Origin of the sequence: Geobacter sulfurreducens PCA (genome assembly GCF_000007985.2) — a bacterium.
Lineage (GTDB): Bacteria > Desulfobacterota > Desulfuromonadia > Geobacterales > Geobacteraceae > Geobacter > Geobacter sulfurreducens.
Genome location: NC_002939.5, coordinates 2,444,893 through 2,458,989, shown reverse-complemented (window position 1 = coordinate 2,458,989; position 14,097 = coordinate 2,444,893). Strand labels below are relative to the sequence as shown.

Here is a 14,097-nt window from a genome sequence, read left to right as displayed (position 1 = left end):
AGTAATAAACGTAATGACCATTTTTGGAACCCGCCCCGAAGCCATCAAGATGGCGCCGGTGGTGCGGGAGCTCCAGCGCCGGCCGGACCGGTTCCGCAGTCTTGTGTGCGTCACGGCCCAGCACCGCCAGATGCTCGACCAGGTGCTTGATCTGTTCGATCTCCGTCCCGATTTCGACCTCGACATCATGAAGCCGGGCCAGGATCTCTACGATGTGACGGCCAATGTGCTCCTGGGTATGCGGAATGTGCTCAGGGAGGTGACCCCCGATATCATCCTCGTCCACGGCGATACCACCACGACCATGGCGGCGGCCCTGGCCGGCTACTACGCGCGCATCCCGGTGGGGCACGTGGAGGCGGGGCTGCGGACTCATAACAAGTTCGCGCCATTCCCCGAGGAGATCAATCGGCAGGTGGCGGGGGTGGTGTGTGATCTCCATTTTGCCCCAACGGAGCAGGCGCGGGCAAACCTGCTCAGGGAGGGGGTTGCCGATTCGGCGATCGTCGTTACCGGCAACACGGTGGTGGACGCACTTCTTTCGATCGTCGACCGCATCGGGCATGACGACAAGCTGACCCGGGAGATGGAGGCCCGATTTTCGTTCCTCGACCCGAACCGACGCCTGGTGCTCGTCACCGGCCACCGGCGGGAGAATTTCGGCGAAGGGTTCGAGAACATCTGCCACGCCCTGGTGGAGCTTGCCCGCCGCCACGACGACGTGGAAATCCTCTACCCGGTGCACCTGAATCCCAATGTGCAGGAGCCGGTGAAGAGAATCCTCGGCGGGGAGGGGGCAGCCAATATTCACCTGGTTGATCCGCTGGACTACCTTCCCTTTGTGTACGCCATGAACCGGGCTCACCTGATCATCACCGATTCCGGCGGGGTGCAGGAAGAGGCTCCCTCCCTCGGCAAGCCGGTCCTGGTCATGCGCGAGACGACCGAGCGGCCCGAGGCGGTGGCCGCCGGAACGGTCAGGCTCGTGGGGACGGATTTCGACCGGATCGTTGCCGAGGCCACGCTGCTTCTGTCCGACGCAGAGGCCTACGGGGTCATGAGCCGCGCCCACAATCCCTACGGCGACGGCCGGGCCGCCGGCCGGATCGCGGCCGCACTGGAGGCGTGGGGAACCGCCCGCTGTGCCGGCGCCTCTGCCGATTGAGGTCCTGTCATGCCGCTTCGTGTACTCATCGTCAAGGTATCCGCTCTGGGGGATGTGATCCATGCGCTGCCCGTCCTCGACTATCTCCACCAGGTTTCCCCCGGCATCGCGATCGACTGGGTGGTGGAGGAGGGGAACCGCGATATTCTTGAGGGACATCCGCTGCTGCGCCGGCTCCATGTGGTCCGGACCAAGGCATGGCGGCGCGATCCGCTCTCCGACACCACGCGCACCCAGATCGCCACTGTACGGAGGGAGATGCGCGAAGCGGCCTACGATATCGCCTTCGATCTGCAGGGGAACATCAAGAGCGGTCTCATAGCGTGGCTTTCCGATGCCCGGCGCCGCTACGGTTTCGACCGGGACGGTGTCCGGGAGTCGCTGAACCTGTACTTCACAACCAACCAGGTGCCGCTCCGCCGCCAGGACCATCACATTTCCAGTCGCGCGCTCAGGGTGGTCAGCGTTCCCTTCGGCCGGGACTATGTCGGAATGAAGCTGAGCACCGATATTTACACGTCGCCGGAGGATGACGAGGCAGCCGAGGTGTTTCTGGCAACCCTCGACGACGGCTTTGTCCTGCTCTTCCATAACGGCACCACCTGGACCACGAAGCTTTGGCACGAGGAAGGGTGGATCGCTCTGGGGACCAGGGCGCTCGACATGTTTCCCGATGCCACGATCCTCCTCTCCTGGGGCAACGAACAGGAGAAAAAGGCCGCCGAGGCCATTGCCGCGGGGATCGGCCGCAGGGTTCGGGTCCTGCCCAAGCTGACGCTCAAAGGGTTCTGCGCACTCCTCAAAAAGGTTGACGTGGTGGTGGGGGGGGATACGGGGCCGGTCCACATGGCTGCCGCGGTGGGAACGCCCACGGTTTCCTTCTTCCGCGCAACCGATGGCAGCCGCAACGGTCCCCGGGGTGATCAGCACGTGATCGTCCAATCTCCCCTCGACTGCACCGCCTGCCTGCGCAAGTCGTGCGACAGGGATGCTCCCTGCCGCACCAGTATCACCGCTGACGCCCTCATGGGCGGGATCGCCCGGCTCCTTGCGACCCCCTTTCCATCAACCGGGTGATGTGCTACACTGCACCTCTTTCGCAATCACGCGTTAAATCAAAAGGATAGCGTGCATGTCTTCGATACTCGTCACCGGAGCAGCCGGGTTCATCGGTTTTCATCTTACGAAACGCCTTCTTGACCGGGGCGATCGCGTGGTGGGGCTCGACAACCTCAACGACTATTATGACGTGAACCTGAAGCTGGACCGACTCCGCCAGTTGGAGGGGCGCGAGGGATTCAGCTTTGTGCGGACCAGTCTGGCAGACCGGCCGGCCCTGGAGGATCTCTTTGCCGGCCAGCGTTTCGATGTGGTGGTGAACCTGGCTGCCCAGGCCGGGGTCCGCTACTCCATCACCAACCCCCACGCTTACGTGGACAGTAATCTGGTCGGCTTCATCAACATTCTGGAGGGGTGCCGGCATCACGGGGTGAAGCACTTGGTCTACGCATCGTCCAGCTCCGTCTATGGTGCCAATACGGCAATGCCGTTTTCGATCCACCACAACGTGGATCATCCGGTTTCCCTGTATGCCGCCACCAAGAAGGCCAACGAGCTCATGGCCCACACCTATTCGAGCCTCTACGGGCTGCCCACCACGGGCCTGCGCTTCTTCACGGTCTACGGCCCCTGGGGGCGCCCCGACATGGCGCTCTTCCTCTTTACCAAGGCAATCCTCGAAGGCCGGCCCATCGATGTCTATAATTTTGGCAAAATGCAGCGTGATTTCACTTATGTAGACGACATTGTCGAGGGGGTGACGCGGGTCATGGACCGCACGCCGGAGCCCAACCCTGCCTGGAGCGGGGCCCGACCCGATCCCGGCACGAGCTACGCTCCCTATCGCATCTACAACATCGGCAACAACAACCCGGTCGAGCTTCTCGCGTTCATTGAAGCCATCGAACAGAACCTGGGGATCACTGCGCAGAAGAATCTGCTTCCCCTGCAGGCGGGTGACGTGCCCGCCACCTACGCCGACGTGGATGACCTGATGAACGACGTGGGGTTCAAGCCGGCCACTCCCATCGGGGAGGGGATAGAGCGGTTCGTCGAGTGGTACCGGGGATACTACGGCGTCTGACGCCGTAAGAGGAGGACGTATGCCTGTTCTGGTCACCGGCGGTGCCGGCTATATTGGAAGCCATGTGGTCCGCCAGCTCTCGGAGGCCGGCTATACGGTGGTGGTCTACGACAATCTTTCCACTGGCTTCCCCGATGCCCTTGTCCACGGAGAACGGCTCGTGACGGGCGATTTGTCCGACACCGCCCGGCTCGACGCGCTTTTCGTGGAGTACGGTTTTTCAACGGTGCTCCACTTTGCCGCCTCCATCATTGCGCCCGAGTCGGTCACAGCTCCGCTCAAGTATTACGGCAACAATACGCGAAATACCCTGAACCTCCTCGGTGCCTGCGTGAAGCACGGTGTCGAGCGTTTCATCTTCTCCAGCACCGCGGCGGTCTACGGTATCCCGGACAGCGGCGTCGCCGCCGAGGAGAGTGCCACTGTGCCCATCAACCCCTACGGCACGTCAAAGCTCATGAGCGAGTGGATGCTGCGCGATGTCTGTGCCGCCCACGGCATGCGCTCGGTGGCCCTGCGCTACTTCAACGTGGCAGGCGCCGATCCCCAGGCACGCATGGGACAGAGAACGCCGGAGGCGACCCACCTCATCAAGGTTTCCTGCCAGGCTGCCTTGGGGCTGCGGGACAAGGTGTGCATCTTCGGCACCGACTACCCGACTCCGGACGGCACCGGAATCCGGGATTACATCCACGTGGAGGATCTTGCCTCTGCTCATCTGGCCGCCCTGTCGTACCTGGAAAAAGGTGGCGAGTCGACCCGTATCAATGTTGGCTATGGCAGCGGATCCAGTGTCCGGGAAGTGATCGACATGGTCCGCCGGGTGTCGGGAGTTCATTTCCTTGCCGAGGAGGCTCCCCGGCGGCCGGGCGACCCACCCAGTCTCGTGGCACGGGCGGATCGAGCCAGGACGCTGCTCGGCTGGACTCCCCGCTACGATAATCTTGAAACCATCGTTGCCGATGCCTGGCGCTGGGAAAAGAAAATCAGCGGCAACTAGTGGCCGATTGTGGTGGCGCACGCGCTTCCCTTATCTTAGTTCACACAGATGGAGCATTCATGATCAAGAGCATGACGGGCTACGGCAAGTCCGTGGTCGAAACCGATACCGGGCGCACCATTGTCGAAATTCGTTCGGTGAATCATCGTTACGGCGAGGTTTACGTAAAGATGCCGCGTACGCTTCTTGCCTTCGAGAATGACGTTCGCAAGGCAGTGGGCGACCGGCTCAAGCGCGGAAAAATTGAGGTCTTCGTTCAACGGGAGGAGGCGGTGGGGGGAGAGAACCTGCCCAACGTCAATGTTCCTCTGGCCAAGGCCTATCGGGATGCCTTCGAACAACTGAAACGCGAACTCGACCTTGCTGATCCCGTGACGCTGCCGCTCATCCTGTCCCAACGCGATGTCCTGTCCGCCCGGGAAGAGGACGGCAACGAGGACGCCCTGCGCGGTGAACTCCTCGGCGCAGTGCGAGGAGCCGTGGAGGCCATGGAAACCATGCGCCTGCGGGAGGGAGAGGCGCTGCTCGCCGACCTGACGGCGCGGCGCCGGACCCTGTCCGACATCATCGAGCGGATTGCGCTGCGCGCGCCGGCCATGGTTGCCGAGTACGCCGCCCGCCTGCGTGAACGGTTGACGCAACTCCTGAGCGGAACCACGCTGGACGAGACCCGCTTCGCCCAGGAAGTCGCACTTATGGCCGACCGCAGCGACATTACCGAGGAGCTGGTTCGTTTCCGTAGTCACCTGGTCCAGTTCGACGACACCCTGAAGCTGTCCGAACCGGTGGGGCGCAAACTCGACTTCCTGATGCAGGAGTTCAACCGCGAGGTGAACACCATCGGTTCCAAGGCGGGAGATGCGGACACCGCAGCGCTGGTGGTGGAGCTCAAGGCCGAGTTGGAGAAGATTCGCGAGCAGGTCCAGAATATTGAATAGCGTTTGCCACGAGCGGGGTCTTGATGAAACGTGAAGGGGTTTTATACATACTGTCGGCACCGTCGGGGGCGGGTAAAACCACGCTGTGCAGAGAAATAATTGACATTTTTCCACAGCTGCGGCATTCTGTCAGTTACACTACGCGCACGCCACGGCCCGGCGAAATCCATGGCAAAGACTATTTTTTTGTTTCCATGGATGAGTTTCACCGGATGATCGATGCTGATGAGTTCGCGGAGTGGGCAGAGGTTCACGGCAACTGCTACGGCACCTCCATCCGGACCCTTGAGGAGAATCGTGCCGCAGGCGTGGACCTTATCCTGGATATCGATATCCAGGGGGCACGCCAGCTCCAGGAGCGGTTTGCGGGCGGCGTTTATATCTTTATTCTCCCCCCAAGCTTTGAGGAGTTGCGTCGTCGGCTCAACGGGCGCTCCTCGGACAGCGACGAGGTTATCAGCCGGCGGATAAACGCTGCTGCCGGCGAGATCCGGGAATCCCGCTGGTACGACTACATTATCGTCAACGATCAATTCAGCCGGGCGGTGGAAGAGCTCAAATCGGTCATCATTGCCGAGCAGTGTCGTACCGCCAGGGTGCTGGATGCGGTTTCAGAGATTTTTTCCATGGATTGAGTGACCCCGTTGCGGGTCGGATTTTACACACGTTACCGTCCCCGTCGCCAGCGGGTGCCGGTTGCACGAAAGGAGTAATAATGGCACGAGTAACCGTTGAGGATTGCCTGGACAAGGTTGATAACCGGTTCCTGCTTGTCATGCTGGCGTCCAAGCGCGTCAAGCAGCTGTACAAGGGGGCACGTCCGCTCATCGATAACCGGGGCGCCAACAAGAATGTGGTGATCTCCCTGCGCGAAATCGCCGCCGGCAAGGTCGGATACGAACTGACCAGTCGTCGTTCCCGCTAATCACAGGACCTCCCAAGGGCAGAAGCACCAGGCTTCCGCCCTTTTTTTGTCTTTTCCCCATGATACGGCTCAACGATATCCTCGATAAGGTCGTCACCTACAATCCCGTAGCCGACCTGGACCTGATCCGCAAGGCCTATGTCTACTGTGCAAAGGTCCACCAGGGACAGACGCGTCTTTCGGGAGAGCCTTATCTCGTTCACCCCATGGAGGTGGCGGGCGTACTGGCTGACCTGAAGCTCGACGTGCCGACAGTGGTGACCGGGCTGCTCCACGACACCATCGAGGATACCCTCACGACCCGGGAGGAGCTGGAGGGGATGTTCGGCGCCGAGGTGGCAAACCTGGTAGACGGCGTCACCAAAATCGGCAAGATCCACTTCAAGACCAAAGAGGAGAGTCAGGCCGAGAACTTCCGCAAGATGTTGCTGGCCATGGCCAACGACATCCGGGTAATCCTCGTCAAGCTCGCCGACCGCCTCCACAACATGCGGACGCTCCAGTACCAGCCCGAGCCGAAGCAGCGCTCCATCTCCCGCGAGACCCTCGATATCTATGCTCCTCTTGCCAATCGTCTCGGTATTTCATGGATCAAGAGCGAGCTGGAAGACCTTTCCTTCCGTTACCTGGAACCACAGATCTACTACGACCTGGCTTCAAAGGTTGCCAAGAAGAAGAAGGAGCGGGAAAGCTATGTGGAGGAGGTGCGGCAGATCATCGTCTCCAAGCTTGCCGAACACGACCTCAAGGGTGACGTATTCGGCCGGAGCAAACACCTTTACTCCATCTGGCGCAAAATGCAGGCCCGCAATGTGGACATTGACCAGATCTATGACCTGGTGGCGATCCGGGTCATGGTGAACGATATCCGGGAGTGCTATGAGGTCCTCGGGATCATCCATTCGACCTGGAAGCCGATCCCTGGCCGCTTCAAAGACTATATCGCCATGCCCAAGGGGAACATGTACCAGTCGCTCCATACGACGGTCATCGGTCCGCACGGGGAGCGCATGGAGGTCCAGATCCGCACGTCCGACATGCACCGGGTGGCGGAAGCCGGTATCGCGGCTCACTGGAAGTATAAAGAAGGGAAGGGGTACGACGAAAAAGAGGTCAAGCGGTTCGCCTGGCTGAGGCAGCTGCTGGAGTGGCAGCAGGAGCTTCAGGATTCCCACGAGTTCATGAATACGGTCAAGGTGGAACTTTTCCCCGAGGAGGTCTACGTCTTTACTCCCAGAGGGGACGTGAAGAGTTTTCCAAAGGGGTCGACCCCCATTGATCTGGCCTATACCATCCACACCGACATCGGGCATCGCTGTGTGGGCGCCAAGGTGAACGGCAAGCTGGTTCCCCTCAAGTATGAGCTGAAGAACGGCGATATCGTGGAGGTGATCACCTCTCCGCACCACACGCCGAGCAAGGACTGGCTGAAGATCGTCAAGAGCTCCCGTGCCCGCAACAAGATCCGGGCATGGATCAAGACAGAGGAGCGGGTCCGGAGCATCTCTCTCGGCAAGGAGATCCTTGAGAAGGAGTTCCGGCGTTATTCTCTCAATCTGGCCAAGCTGCAGAAGGCTGGAGAGATTAAGCGAGTGGCCTCGGAGTTCGGCCTTTCCACCGATGATGACGTCATGGCCGCCGTTGGTTATGGCAAACTCTCGGCAAACCAGGTGATCGGCAAGCTGCTTCCCGAGGAAAAGCTTCAGGAACGCCAGGAACAGAAGGAATCCCGTATCGGGAAGATGATCGGCAAGCTCACCGGCTCGTCTCCCAGCGCCATCCAGATCGGCGGGGTCGACGATGTTCTTGTGCGTTTCGGCAAGTGCTGCAACCCGGTTCCCGGAGACGATATCATCGGCTTCATCACCCGGGGAAGAGGGGTCACGATCCATACCGCCGACTGTCCCGTTGCCCTGGAAAACGACCCGGAGCGCCGTATCGCCGTCACCTGGAACCGTGAGCGCAAGGCTGCCCTGCCGGTGAAAATCCGAGTTTCCTGTCACGACCAGAAGGGTATTCTCGCCAACATCACCCAGGCCATCACCGATTGTGAAGCAAACATCTCCAGCGCGTCGATCCAAAGCACGGTCGACAAGCGCGGGGTCAATATCTTTGAAGTGGACGTCACCGACCTGGATCACCTGAAGCGGGTAATGAACAACATCATGAAGCTGAGCGGTGTCATTTCGGTCGAGCGAATGAAAAATTGAAGGGGGGAGCATGAAAGAGATTGTTGCGACAGAACAGGCACCCAAGGCGATCGGTCCCTATTCCCAGGCGGTGAGGGCAGGGGGATTCCTGTTCCTGTCGGGTCAGATACCCCTTGATCCCGCCACCGGCGAAATGGTCGACGGGGACATCACGGTTCAGACGATGCGCGTAATGGACAACATGGCCGCAGTACTGGCCGAGGCGGGGCTCGGATTTGACGCCATCGTGAAGACGACGATCTTTCTTGCGGATCTCGCCGATTTTGCCGCCGTGAACGGGGTCTACGGCAGCCGCTTTGCTGCGGCGCCGCCGGCTCGTTCCACCGTGGAGGTGAAAGGGCTTCCCCGGGGAGCTCTCGTGGAGATCGAGGCGATCGCGCTCTGTCAGTAAGGGGCGGATGGTGGTTGTCTGCGGGGTCTGCCGGTGTTGGAACGACAAAAAGCCGCACGCGCTTACGCGCTGCGGCTCAGTCATTTCGTGCCGTGGTGAAAGAAGGGTCTAGACGGCCTTGGTTACGTGGCCGGAACGGATGCAGCGGGTGCAGACCTTGATGGTCTTGACGCTGCCATTACGGACGGCCTTCACCTTCTGGAGGTTCGGATGCCACGTGGTGCGGGTCTTGTTGTTAGCGTGGCTGACATTGTTACCAAAACTGGGGCCTTTGCCGCAGATTTCGCAAACTTTGGACATGATTCTACTCCCTTCGGGTGGCTTTCGAAGCTCCCTTTTATAGCAGACGGAAAGTGCGAATGCAAGTGAAATATTCCGTCAAGGATGTGTGATGGCTCTCTTTTTCCGGGGGATCATATCCCTTCTCATCGTAGTGCTGATCATAGTGGCCGTGCTGTTCGTGGACTTTGCCTACAAAACCTTCTCCCTGCGCCAGAGGGATGTGACCACCGATGCCATCGTGGTTCTGGCTGGGGGACGGGGGAGGGTTGAGGAGGGAGTCCGCCTCTTCCGGGAACGCAAAGGCACGTATCTCTATCTCATCGGCGTCGATCCCGTGGTAAAGAAGCGGGATCTGTTCCGGGACCGGGAGGGAGAGCGGCTCGCAGACCGTGTTTTCCTGGAAAACCTGTCCCGCAACACCCTTGAAAATGCCCTCTACGGCCGGGAGATAATCATGCGGAAAGAGGTACGTTCAATCCGGCTGATCACCTCCCGCTACCACATGAAACGGGCCACTCTTCTCTTCAGGCAGGTACTGCCGCGCGACATCGCCATCTATCCCCACCCGGTAGATACCACCAATCTCAAAGAGCGGTGGTGGGACGACAAGGGGAGCTTCCGGCTTCTCTTCAGTGAGTTCTACAAGTACTGCCTGTTCAGGTTCTTCTTCCTCTTCGCGTCGGCAGAGCTGAGGATTCCGGCCAGATAGGGACCTATTTTTCTTCCTTCTCCTCGATGCGTGGGAAAAGCGCTTCCGCCTTGACGATCAGCGTCCCGGGCGCCAGCCTGCCCCAGGCGAGGTCTTCTTCGCGGCAGGGCTCCGTCCATCCCAGGTAGCCGAGGGCCTTGGCGGAGGTGCGCGGCATGAAGGCCGAGAGGACCAGGTGCACGATGCGCTGGGCTTCCAGCAGCGTGTACATGACCGTGCCGAGGTATTCCCGTTTGGCCGGGTCCTTGGCCAGGGCCCAGGGTGCCGTCTCGTCGATGTACTTGTTTCCCGCAGAGATAACTTCCCAAATAGCCTGAAGTCCCTTGCTGAAGGCCAGTTCGTCCATGCAGGCATCCAGCTGGCGCACCATGGCTTCGGTCTTTTCCCTAAAGGCGGTGTCCAGCTCGGTCTGGGGGCCGGGGGCGGGGAGAACGCCGTCGAAGTACTTGTTGACCATGGCGGTGGAGCGGTTGAGCAGGTTGCCCAGATCGTTCGCCAGGTCGGAGTTGATCCGGTGGACAAGGGCCGCGTGGGAGAAGTCGCCGTCGAGTCCGAAGGGGACTTCCCGCAGCAGGAAATAACGGACCGCGTCAATGCCGTACCGGTCCACCAGCATGTTGGGCTCCACCACGTTCTGGAGGCTCTTGCTCATCTTCTGGCCTTCCACGGTCCACCATCCGTGGGCAAAGACCTTTTTGGGCACCGGCAGGCCTGCGGCCATGAGGAATGTGGGCCAGTAGACCGCATGGAAGCGGAGGATGTCCTTGCCGATCAGGTGGACGTCAACCGGCCAGAACGTTTTGAAGGCGCTCTGTTCGTCCGGGTAGCCCAAGGCCGTGATGTAGTTGGTCAGGGCATCGAACCAGACGTAGATGACGTGTTTTTCGTTTCCGGGAACCGGAATGCCCCAGTTGAAGGAGGTCCGGGAGACGGAGAGGTCGCGCAGGCCTTCCTTTACGAAGGAAATGATCTCGTTGCGCCTGCTCTTGGGTTGAATGAAATCGGGATTTGCCTCGATGTGGGCCAGGAGTTGTTCCTGATATTTGCTCATCCGGAAGAAGTAGGATTCTTCCTTGAGTTTGTCCACCGGACGGTTGCAGTCGGGGCATTTGCCGTCGATGAGCTGGGTTTCGGTCCAGAAGGTTTCGCAGGGGGTGCAGTACCAGTCTTCATATTCACCCAGGTAGATGTCACCTTGGGCCATGATTTTGGTAAAGATGTGCGAGACCCCTTTTTTATGCCGTTCCTGGGTCGTGCGGATGAAGTCGGTATACTGGATGTCCAGTTTTTCCCAGAGGCCCTGGAAGCGCTTGACCACCCGGTCGGCCAGCTCCAGGGGCGTTTCGCCGGCGGTGTTGGCCGCCTTTTCGACCTTCTGGCCATGTTCGTCGGTGCCGGTGAGGAAGAAGACCTCGTACCCCTTGAGCTTCTTGTAGCGGGCGAGAACGTCTGCTGCAAGGGTGGTGTAGGCGTGGCCGATGTGCGGTACGTCGTTTACGTAGTAGATGGGTGTCGTGACATAGAACGTTCGGCTCATTTCTTCTCCTTTTTATCCCGGTCTCTTCCCTTGCCGCCCCGGCGCTCCCGGTTGTTCCCCTCCTCGCGGGGGGGAGCCTGCTCCCGCTCTTGACGTTCGCGCCGTTCGCCGCCTGAGCCTTCTTTGCGTTCCTTGTCGCGGTCCCGGGGACGTTCGCGACGTTCTCCGTCCTGGGGCGATTTCTGGTCTTTCTCCCGTCCTCCCTCTTTGCGCGGGGCCTTGGGGCGATCGAAGATGTTCTCGGGTTTGATCTCCTCGCCCTTGACGACCATCTCGCGATCTTCCTCGGTCCGGATGGTGACGGTCCCTTCCAGGATGTTCTGCTTGACGACTTCGCCCTCCGCGGTGCCGCACTTCACAATCTTACCGCATTTGGGCAGGCACTTCTTGAGAGAGCAGTACGTTTCAAATTCGTAGCCGAGGCAGCAGAGGAGCCGGCCGCACTGGCCCGAGATCTTGGTGGGGTTGAGGGCCAGGTTTTGCTCCTTGGCCATTTTGACCGAGACGGGCTCGAAATCGCGCAGAAAGGACGAGCAGCAGAGCTCCCGGCCGCAGATGCCGATGCCGCCGATCATCTTGGACTCGTCCCGTACCCCGATCTGGCGCATCTCGATGCGGGTATGGAACTGGTGGGCCAGATCCTTGACCAGCTCCCGGAAATCGACCCGCCCGTCGGCGGTGAAGTAGAAAATGGCCTTGCTCCCGTCAAAGAGATACTCCACCTTGACGAGCTTCATGTCCATGCCCCGCTCCTTGATCTTGCGGAGGCAGAAATGGTAGGCGTCCTGCTCTTTGGCCGCGTTGCGGGCCGCCGAAGCCAGGTCGGACGGTTCGGCGAGGCGGACGATGTTCTTGAGCCCCTCCGGGACATGGGTGTCTTCGTATTCCCGCGGCGGGGTGACGACCATGGCAATGCTCCGGCCCCGCTCGGTTTCGACGATGACCCGGTCGCCCTGTTTCAGGTCGAGGTCGCCGGACCCGAAGTCGTAGAGTTTCCCGGCGGTATGAAACTGGACCTTGACGATTTTGACCACACTATCCTCCCGGGGAGCTCCCCGTTGTTTGTTTGAATGCCCGTTGTGTAACGAAGCGCGTTACGGTGTCGTCCGGTCCGCCAGGCGCATGAGGAGCACGTCCATGGTGAGCCGGGGATTTGCATTGCGCTGGAGCGCCTGGCGCGCCTCCATGACGTGGCCGAGGCGGGTGAGGGTCCGCTCCGGCGACATCCGGCACGCTTCTTCTTCGAGAAGGTCGACGAGATCCCGGTTGACCACCTCGTTACTCCCCCCCTGGATGAGGAGAACATCACGCAACAGGGAGGTGAGGGTGCCAAGGGCCTCCACGGCGCGTTCCCGGTCCGCGGCCAGTTCCTCGGCGGCCGCGAAGAGGGGGGTGATCTCTTCCAGGGTGAGGGTCCGAAGCCGTTCGATCAGTCCCTGCCGGGCTGTCCCGGCGCTCCCTTCCTCCATCTCCAGCGCCCGGGAAAGGCTGCCGCCGGCCAGGGATGCGGCCAGGCGGGCTGCGGCCGGTTCCCGGCCGGCGTCCGTCAGGTATTCTTCGATCACCCGCTCGGGGAGCGGCGAAAACCTCAGGAGCTGACAGCGGGAACGGACCGTGGGGAGAATTCCCGCCGGATTCGTGGTGAGCAGGATCAGAAGTGCATTGCCCGGCGGTTCTTCCAGCGTCTTGAGCAGCGCGTTGGCCGCTGCCGGGTTGAGCCGGTCGGCATCATCGATGATGCATGCCTTCATCGGTGCCTCAACCGGACGCAGGGAAAGCTCCCGCTGCAGTTCCCTTACCTGGTCGATCTTGATGAATGCACCCTCGGGAGCCAGTCGGTGCAGGTCCGGATGCTGGAGTCCGGCCATTTTCCGGCAGGAGGGGCATGAACCGCAGCCGTCATCCCGCCGGCAGAAGGCTGCCTCGATGAAGGCGAGGGCGGTGGTCATCTTGCCGCACCCCTCGATCCCCTCGAAAAGGTAGGCGTGGGCCGTTTTGCCCGAACGGAGCGCGCGTTGCAGGACATTCACGGCGGTTTCCTGGCCGAGGACCCGGGAAAAAGGCATCGTCCTACCTCCGGGGCACGCGGTTCAGGAGTACATCCGCCACGGCCGTCGCCGTCGCTTCTACTCCATCATTTCCGTCGATCACGGCGAACCGGTGGGGTTCCCCGCCGGCCAGGGAGAGGAATCCCTCCCGCACCCGCTCGTGAAAGAGGAGCGATTCCCGCTCGAAACGTTCCTCCCGGTTTGTCTGCCGGGAGTTGATCCGCGCCGCGGCCCGGGCAAGCCCCACCGCCACGGGGCAGTCGAGGAGGATTGTGAGGTCCGGCCGGATCTGTCCCGCAGCCAGCGTGTTGAGCCGGGCAATGAGATCCCGGTCCAGGTTGCGGCCGAAGCCCTGGTAGACGAGAGTGGAATCGGTAAAGCGATCGCAGAGGACTACGGCACCCTCCGCCAGGGCGGGCGCGATGACCTCGGCCACGTGCTGGGCACGCGCCGCCGCGTAGAGGAGGAGCTCCGTCGTGGGTACCATGGCGCTGTTGCCGGCGTCCAGCAGGATAGCCCGGATGTCGTCGGCAATGGGGCAACCGCCCGGTTCGCGCGTAACGACCACCCGGTGGCCCGCCTCCCTGAGGGACTGCGCCGCCCGCTTGATCTGGGTCGTTTTGCCGCACCCCTCGATGCCTTCGAATGTAATGAAATAGCCCATACGGCCCGGATGTACCCTCTCGATTCGTAAAGGCTGAATTATAGGCGAGAGGTCATGCATTATCAAGCGCAAAATGGCCGTCGGT

Annotated in this window: 15 protein-coding genes; 10 read left to right on the top strand and 5 right to left on the bottom strand. The window is 60.9% G+C overall.

Going from position 1 to position 14,097, the window contains the following annotated elements; translation table 11 throughout:
* Positions 1-13: 13 nt before the first annotated feature.
* The 9 genes from wecB to GS_RS11220 all read left to right on the top strand — a co-directional run bounded on the left by wecB (position 14) and on the right by GS_RS11220 (position 8,772).
* Entirely contained in the window at positions 14-1,165 is a 1,152-nt protein-coding gene (gene wecB, locus GS_RS11260) for a non-hydrolyzing UDP-N-acetylglucosamine 2-epimerase (RefSeq protein WP_010942883.1), read from the top strand.
* A gap of 9 nt (positions 1,166-1,174) precedes the next feature.
* Positions 1,175-2,242, top strand: a complete 1,068-nt coding sequence (waaC, locus tag GS_RS11255; RefSeq protein WP_010942882.1) for a lipopolysaccharide heptosyltransferase I — start codon at positions 1,175-1,177, stop codon at positions 2,240-2,242.
* Positions 2,243-2,297: 55 nt separating this feature from the next.
* Positions 2,298-3,308, top strand: a complete 1,011-nt coding sequence (locus GS_RS11250; RefSeq protein WP_010942881.1) for an NAD-dependent epimerase — start codon at positions 2,298-2,300, stop codon at positions 3,306-3,308.
* A gap of 19 nt (positions 3,309-3,327) precedes the next feature.
* Positions 3,328-4,308: a UDP-glucose 4-epimerase GalE gene (gene galE, locus GS_RS11245; protein WP_010942880.1), complete on the top strand. Its 981-nt coding sequence runs from the start codon at positions 3,328-3,330 to the stop codon at positions 4,306-4,308.
* A gap of 59 nt (positions 4,309-4,367) precedes the next feature.
* Positions 4,368-5,246: a YicC/YloC family endoribonuclease gene (locus tag GS_RS11240; RefSeq protein WP_010942879.1), complete on the top strand. Its 879-nt coding sequence runs from the start codon at positions 4,368-4,370 to the stop codon at positions 5,244-5,246.
* A 23-nt stretch (positions 5,247-5,269) separates the two neighbouring features.
* Positions 5,270-5,881 (top strand): guanylate kinase, encoded by a 612-nt coding sequence (gmk, locus tag GS_RS11235; protein WP_010942878.1) that lies wholly within the window; start codon positions 5,270-5,272, stop codon positions 5,879-5,881.
* An 80-nt stretch (positions 5,882-5,961) separates the two neighbouring features.
* Positions 5,962-6,171, top strand: coding sequence for a DNA-directed RNA polymerase subunit omega (rpoZ, locus tag GS_RS11230; RefSeq protein ID WP_010942877.1), 210 nt, complete (start codon positions 5,962-5,964; stop codon positions 6,169-6,171).
* A gap of 59 nt (positions 6,172-6,230) precedes the next feature.
* Positions 6,231-8,381 carry a RelA/SpoT family protein gene (locus GS_RS11225; protein ID WP_010942876.1) on the top strand — a complete coding sequence of 717 codons (2,151 nt, stop codon included), beginning with the start codon at positions 6,231-6,233 and terminating at the stop codon, positions 8,379-8,381.
* Positions 8,382-8,391: 10 nt separating this feature from the next.
* The gene (locus GS_RS11220) at positions 8,392-8,772 is read left to right on the top strand and encodes a RidA family protein (protein WP_010942875.1); all 381 of its coding nucleotides are present in this window, start codon (positions 8,392-8,394) and stop codon (positions 8,770-8,772) included.
* Between the two features lie 108 nt (positions 8,773-8,880).
* On the opposite strand, the gene rpmB is transcribed toward GS_RS11220, so the two are convergent.
* Positions 8,881-9,072: a 50S ribosomal protein L28 gene (gene rpmB, locus GS_RS11215; RefSeq protein WP_010942874.1), complete on the bottom strand. Its 192-nt coding sequence runs from the start codon at positions 9,070-9,072 to the stop codon at positions 8,881-8,883.
* Positions 9,073-9,163: 91 nt separating this feature from the next.
* Here rpmB and GS_RS11210 point away from each other — a divergent pair, with 91 nt between their 5' ends.
* The gene (locus GS_RS11210; protein WP_010942873.1) at positions 9,164-9,763 is read left to right on the top strand and encodes a YdcF family protein; all 600 of its coding nucleotides are present in this window, start codon (positions 9,164-9,166) and stop codon (positions 9,761-9,763) included.
* Between the two features lie 4 nt (positions 9,764-9,767).
* Here the strand turns inward: GS_RS11210 and metG are convergent, their stop codons facing one another.
* Genes metG through tmk form a run of 4 tightly spaced genes read right to left on the bottom strand, consistent with a single transcriptional unit; the run spans position 9,768 to position 14,012 of the window.
* The gene (metG, locus tag GS_RS11205; protein WP_010942872.1) at positions 9,768-11,300 is read right to left on the bottom strand and encodes a methionine--tRNA ligase; all 1,533 of its coding nucleotides are present in this window, start codon (positions 11,298-11,300) and stop codon (positions 9,768-9,770) included.
* Positions 11,297-12,334 (bottom strand): PSP1 domain-containing protein, encoded by a 1,038-nt coding sequence (locus tag GS_RS11200; protein WP_010942871.1) that lies wholly within the window; start codon positions 12,332-12,334, stop codon positions 11,297-11,299. The genes metG and GS_RS11200 overlap by 4 nt, the downstream gene beginning before the upstream one ends.
* A 60-nt stretch (positions 12,335-12,394) precedes the next feature.
* Positions 12,395-13,366, bottom strand: a complete 972-nt coding sequence (holB, locus tag GS_RS11195; protein WP_010942870.1) for a DNA polymerase III subunit delta' — start codon at positions 13,364-13,366, stop codon at positions 12,395-12,397.
* Positions 13,367-13,370: 4 nt separating this feature from the next.
* Positions 13,371-14,012, bottom strand: a complete 642-nt coding sequence (gene tmk / locus GS_RS11190; protein ID WP_010942869.1) for a dTMP kinase — start codon at positions 14,010-14,012, stop codon at positions 13,371-13,373.
* Between the last annotated feature and the right edge of the window lie 85 nt (positions 14,013-14,097).

Bases quoted from the DNA above. Each gene is read 5' to 3' on its own strand.
- GS_RS11250 (WP_010942881.1), top strand. From the start codon at position 2,298: ATGTCTTCGATACTCGTCACCGGAGCAGCCGGGTTCATCGGTTTTCAT.
- GS_RS11225 (WP_010942876.1), top strand. From the start codon at position 6,231: ATGATACGGCTCAACGATATCCTCGATAAGGTCGTCACCTACAATCCC.
- GS_RS11210 (WP_010942873.1), top strand. From the start codon at position 9,164: ATGGCTCTCTTTTTCCGGGGGATCATATCCCTTCTCATCGTAGTGCTG.
- wecB (WP_010942883.1), top strand. From the start codon at position 14: ATGACCATTTTTGGAACCCGCCCCGAAGCCATCAAGATGGCGCCGGTG.
- GS_RS11240 (WP_010942879.1), top strand. From the start codon at position 4,368: ATGATCAAGAGCATGACGGGCTACGGCAAGTCCGTGGTCGAAACCGAT.
- rpmB (WP_010942874.1), bottom strand. From the start codon at position 9,072: ATGTCCAAAGTTTGCGAAATCTGCGGCAAAGGCCCCAGTTTTGGTAAC.
- tmk (WP_010942869.1), bottom strand. From the start codon at position 14,012: ATGGGCTATTTCATTACATTCGAAGGCATCGAGGGGTGCGGCAAAACG.
- waaC (WP_010942882.1), top strand. From the start codon at position 1,175: ATGCCGCTTCGTGTACTCATCGTCAAGGTATCCGCTCTGGGGGATGTG.
- rpoZ (WP_010942877.1), top strand. From the start codon at position 5,962: ATGGCACGAGTAACCGTTGAGGATTGCCTGGACAAGGTTGATAACCGG.
- holB (WP_010942870.1), bottom strand. From the start codon at position 13,366: ATGCCTTTTTCCCGGGTCCTCGGCCAGGAAACCGCCGTGAATGTCCTG.
- galE (WP_010942880.1), top strand. From the start codon at position 3,328: ATGCCTGTTCTGGTCACCGGCGGTGCCGGCTATATTGGAAGCCATGTG.
- gmk (WP_010942878.1), top strand. From the start codon at position 5,270: ATGAAACGTGAAGGGGTTTTATACATACTGTCGGCACCGTCGGGGGCG.
- GS_RS11220 (WP_010942875.1), top strand. From the start codon at position 8,392: ATGAAAGAGATTGTTGCGACAGAACAGGCACCCAAGGCGATCGGTCCC.
- metG (WP_010942872.1), bottom strand. From the start codon at position 11,300: ATGAGCCGAACGTTCTATGTCACGACACCCATCTACTACGTAAACGAC.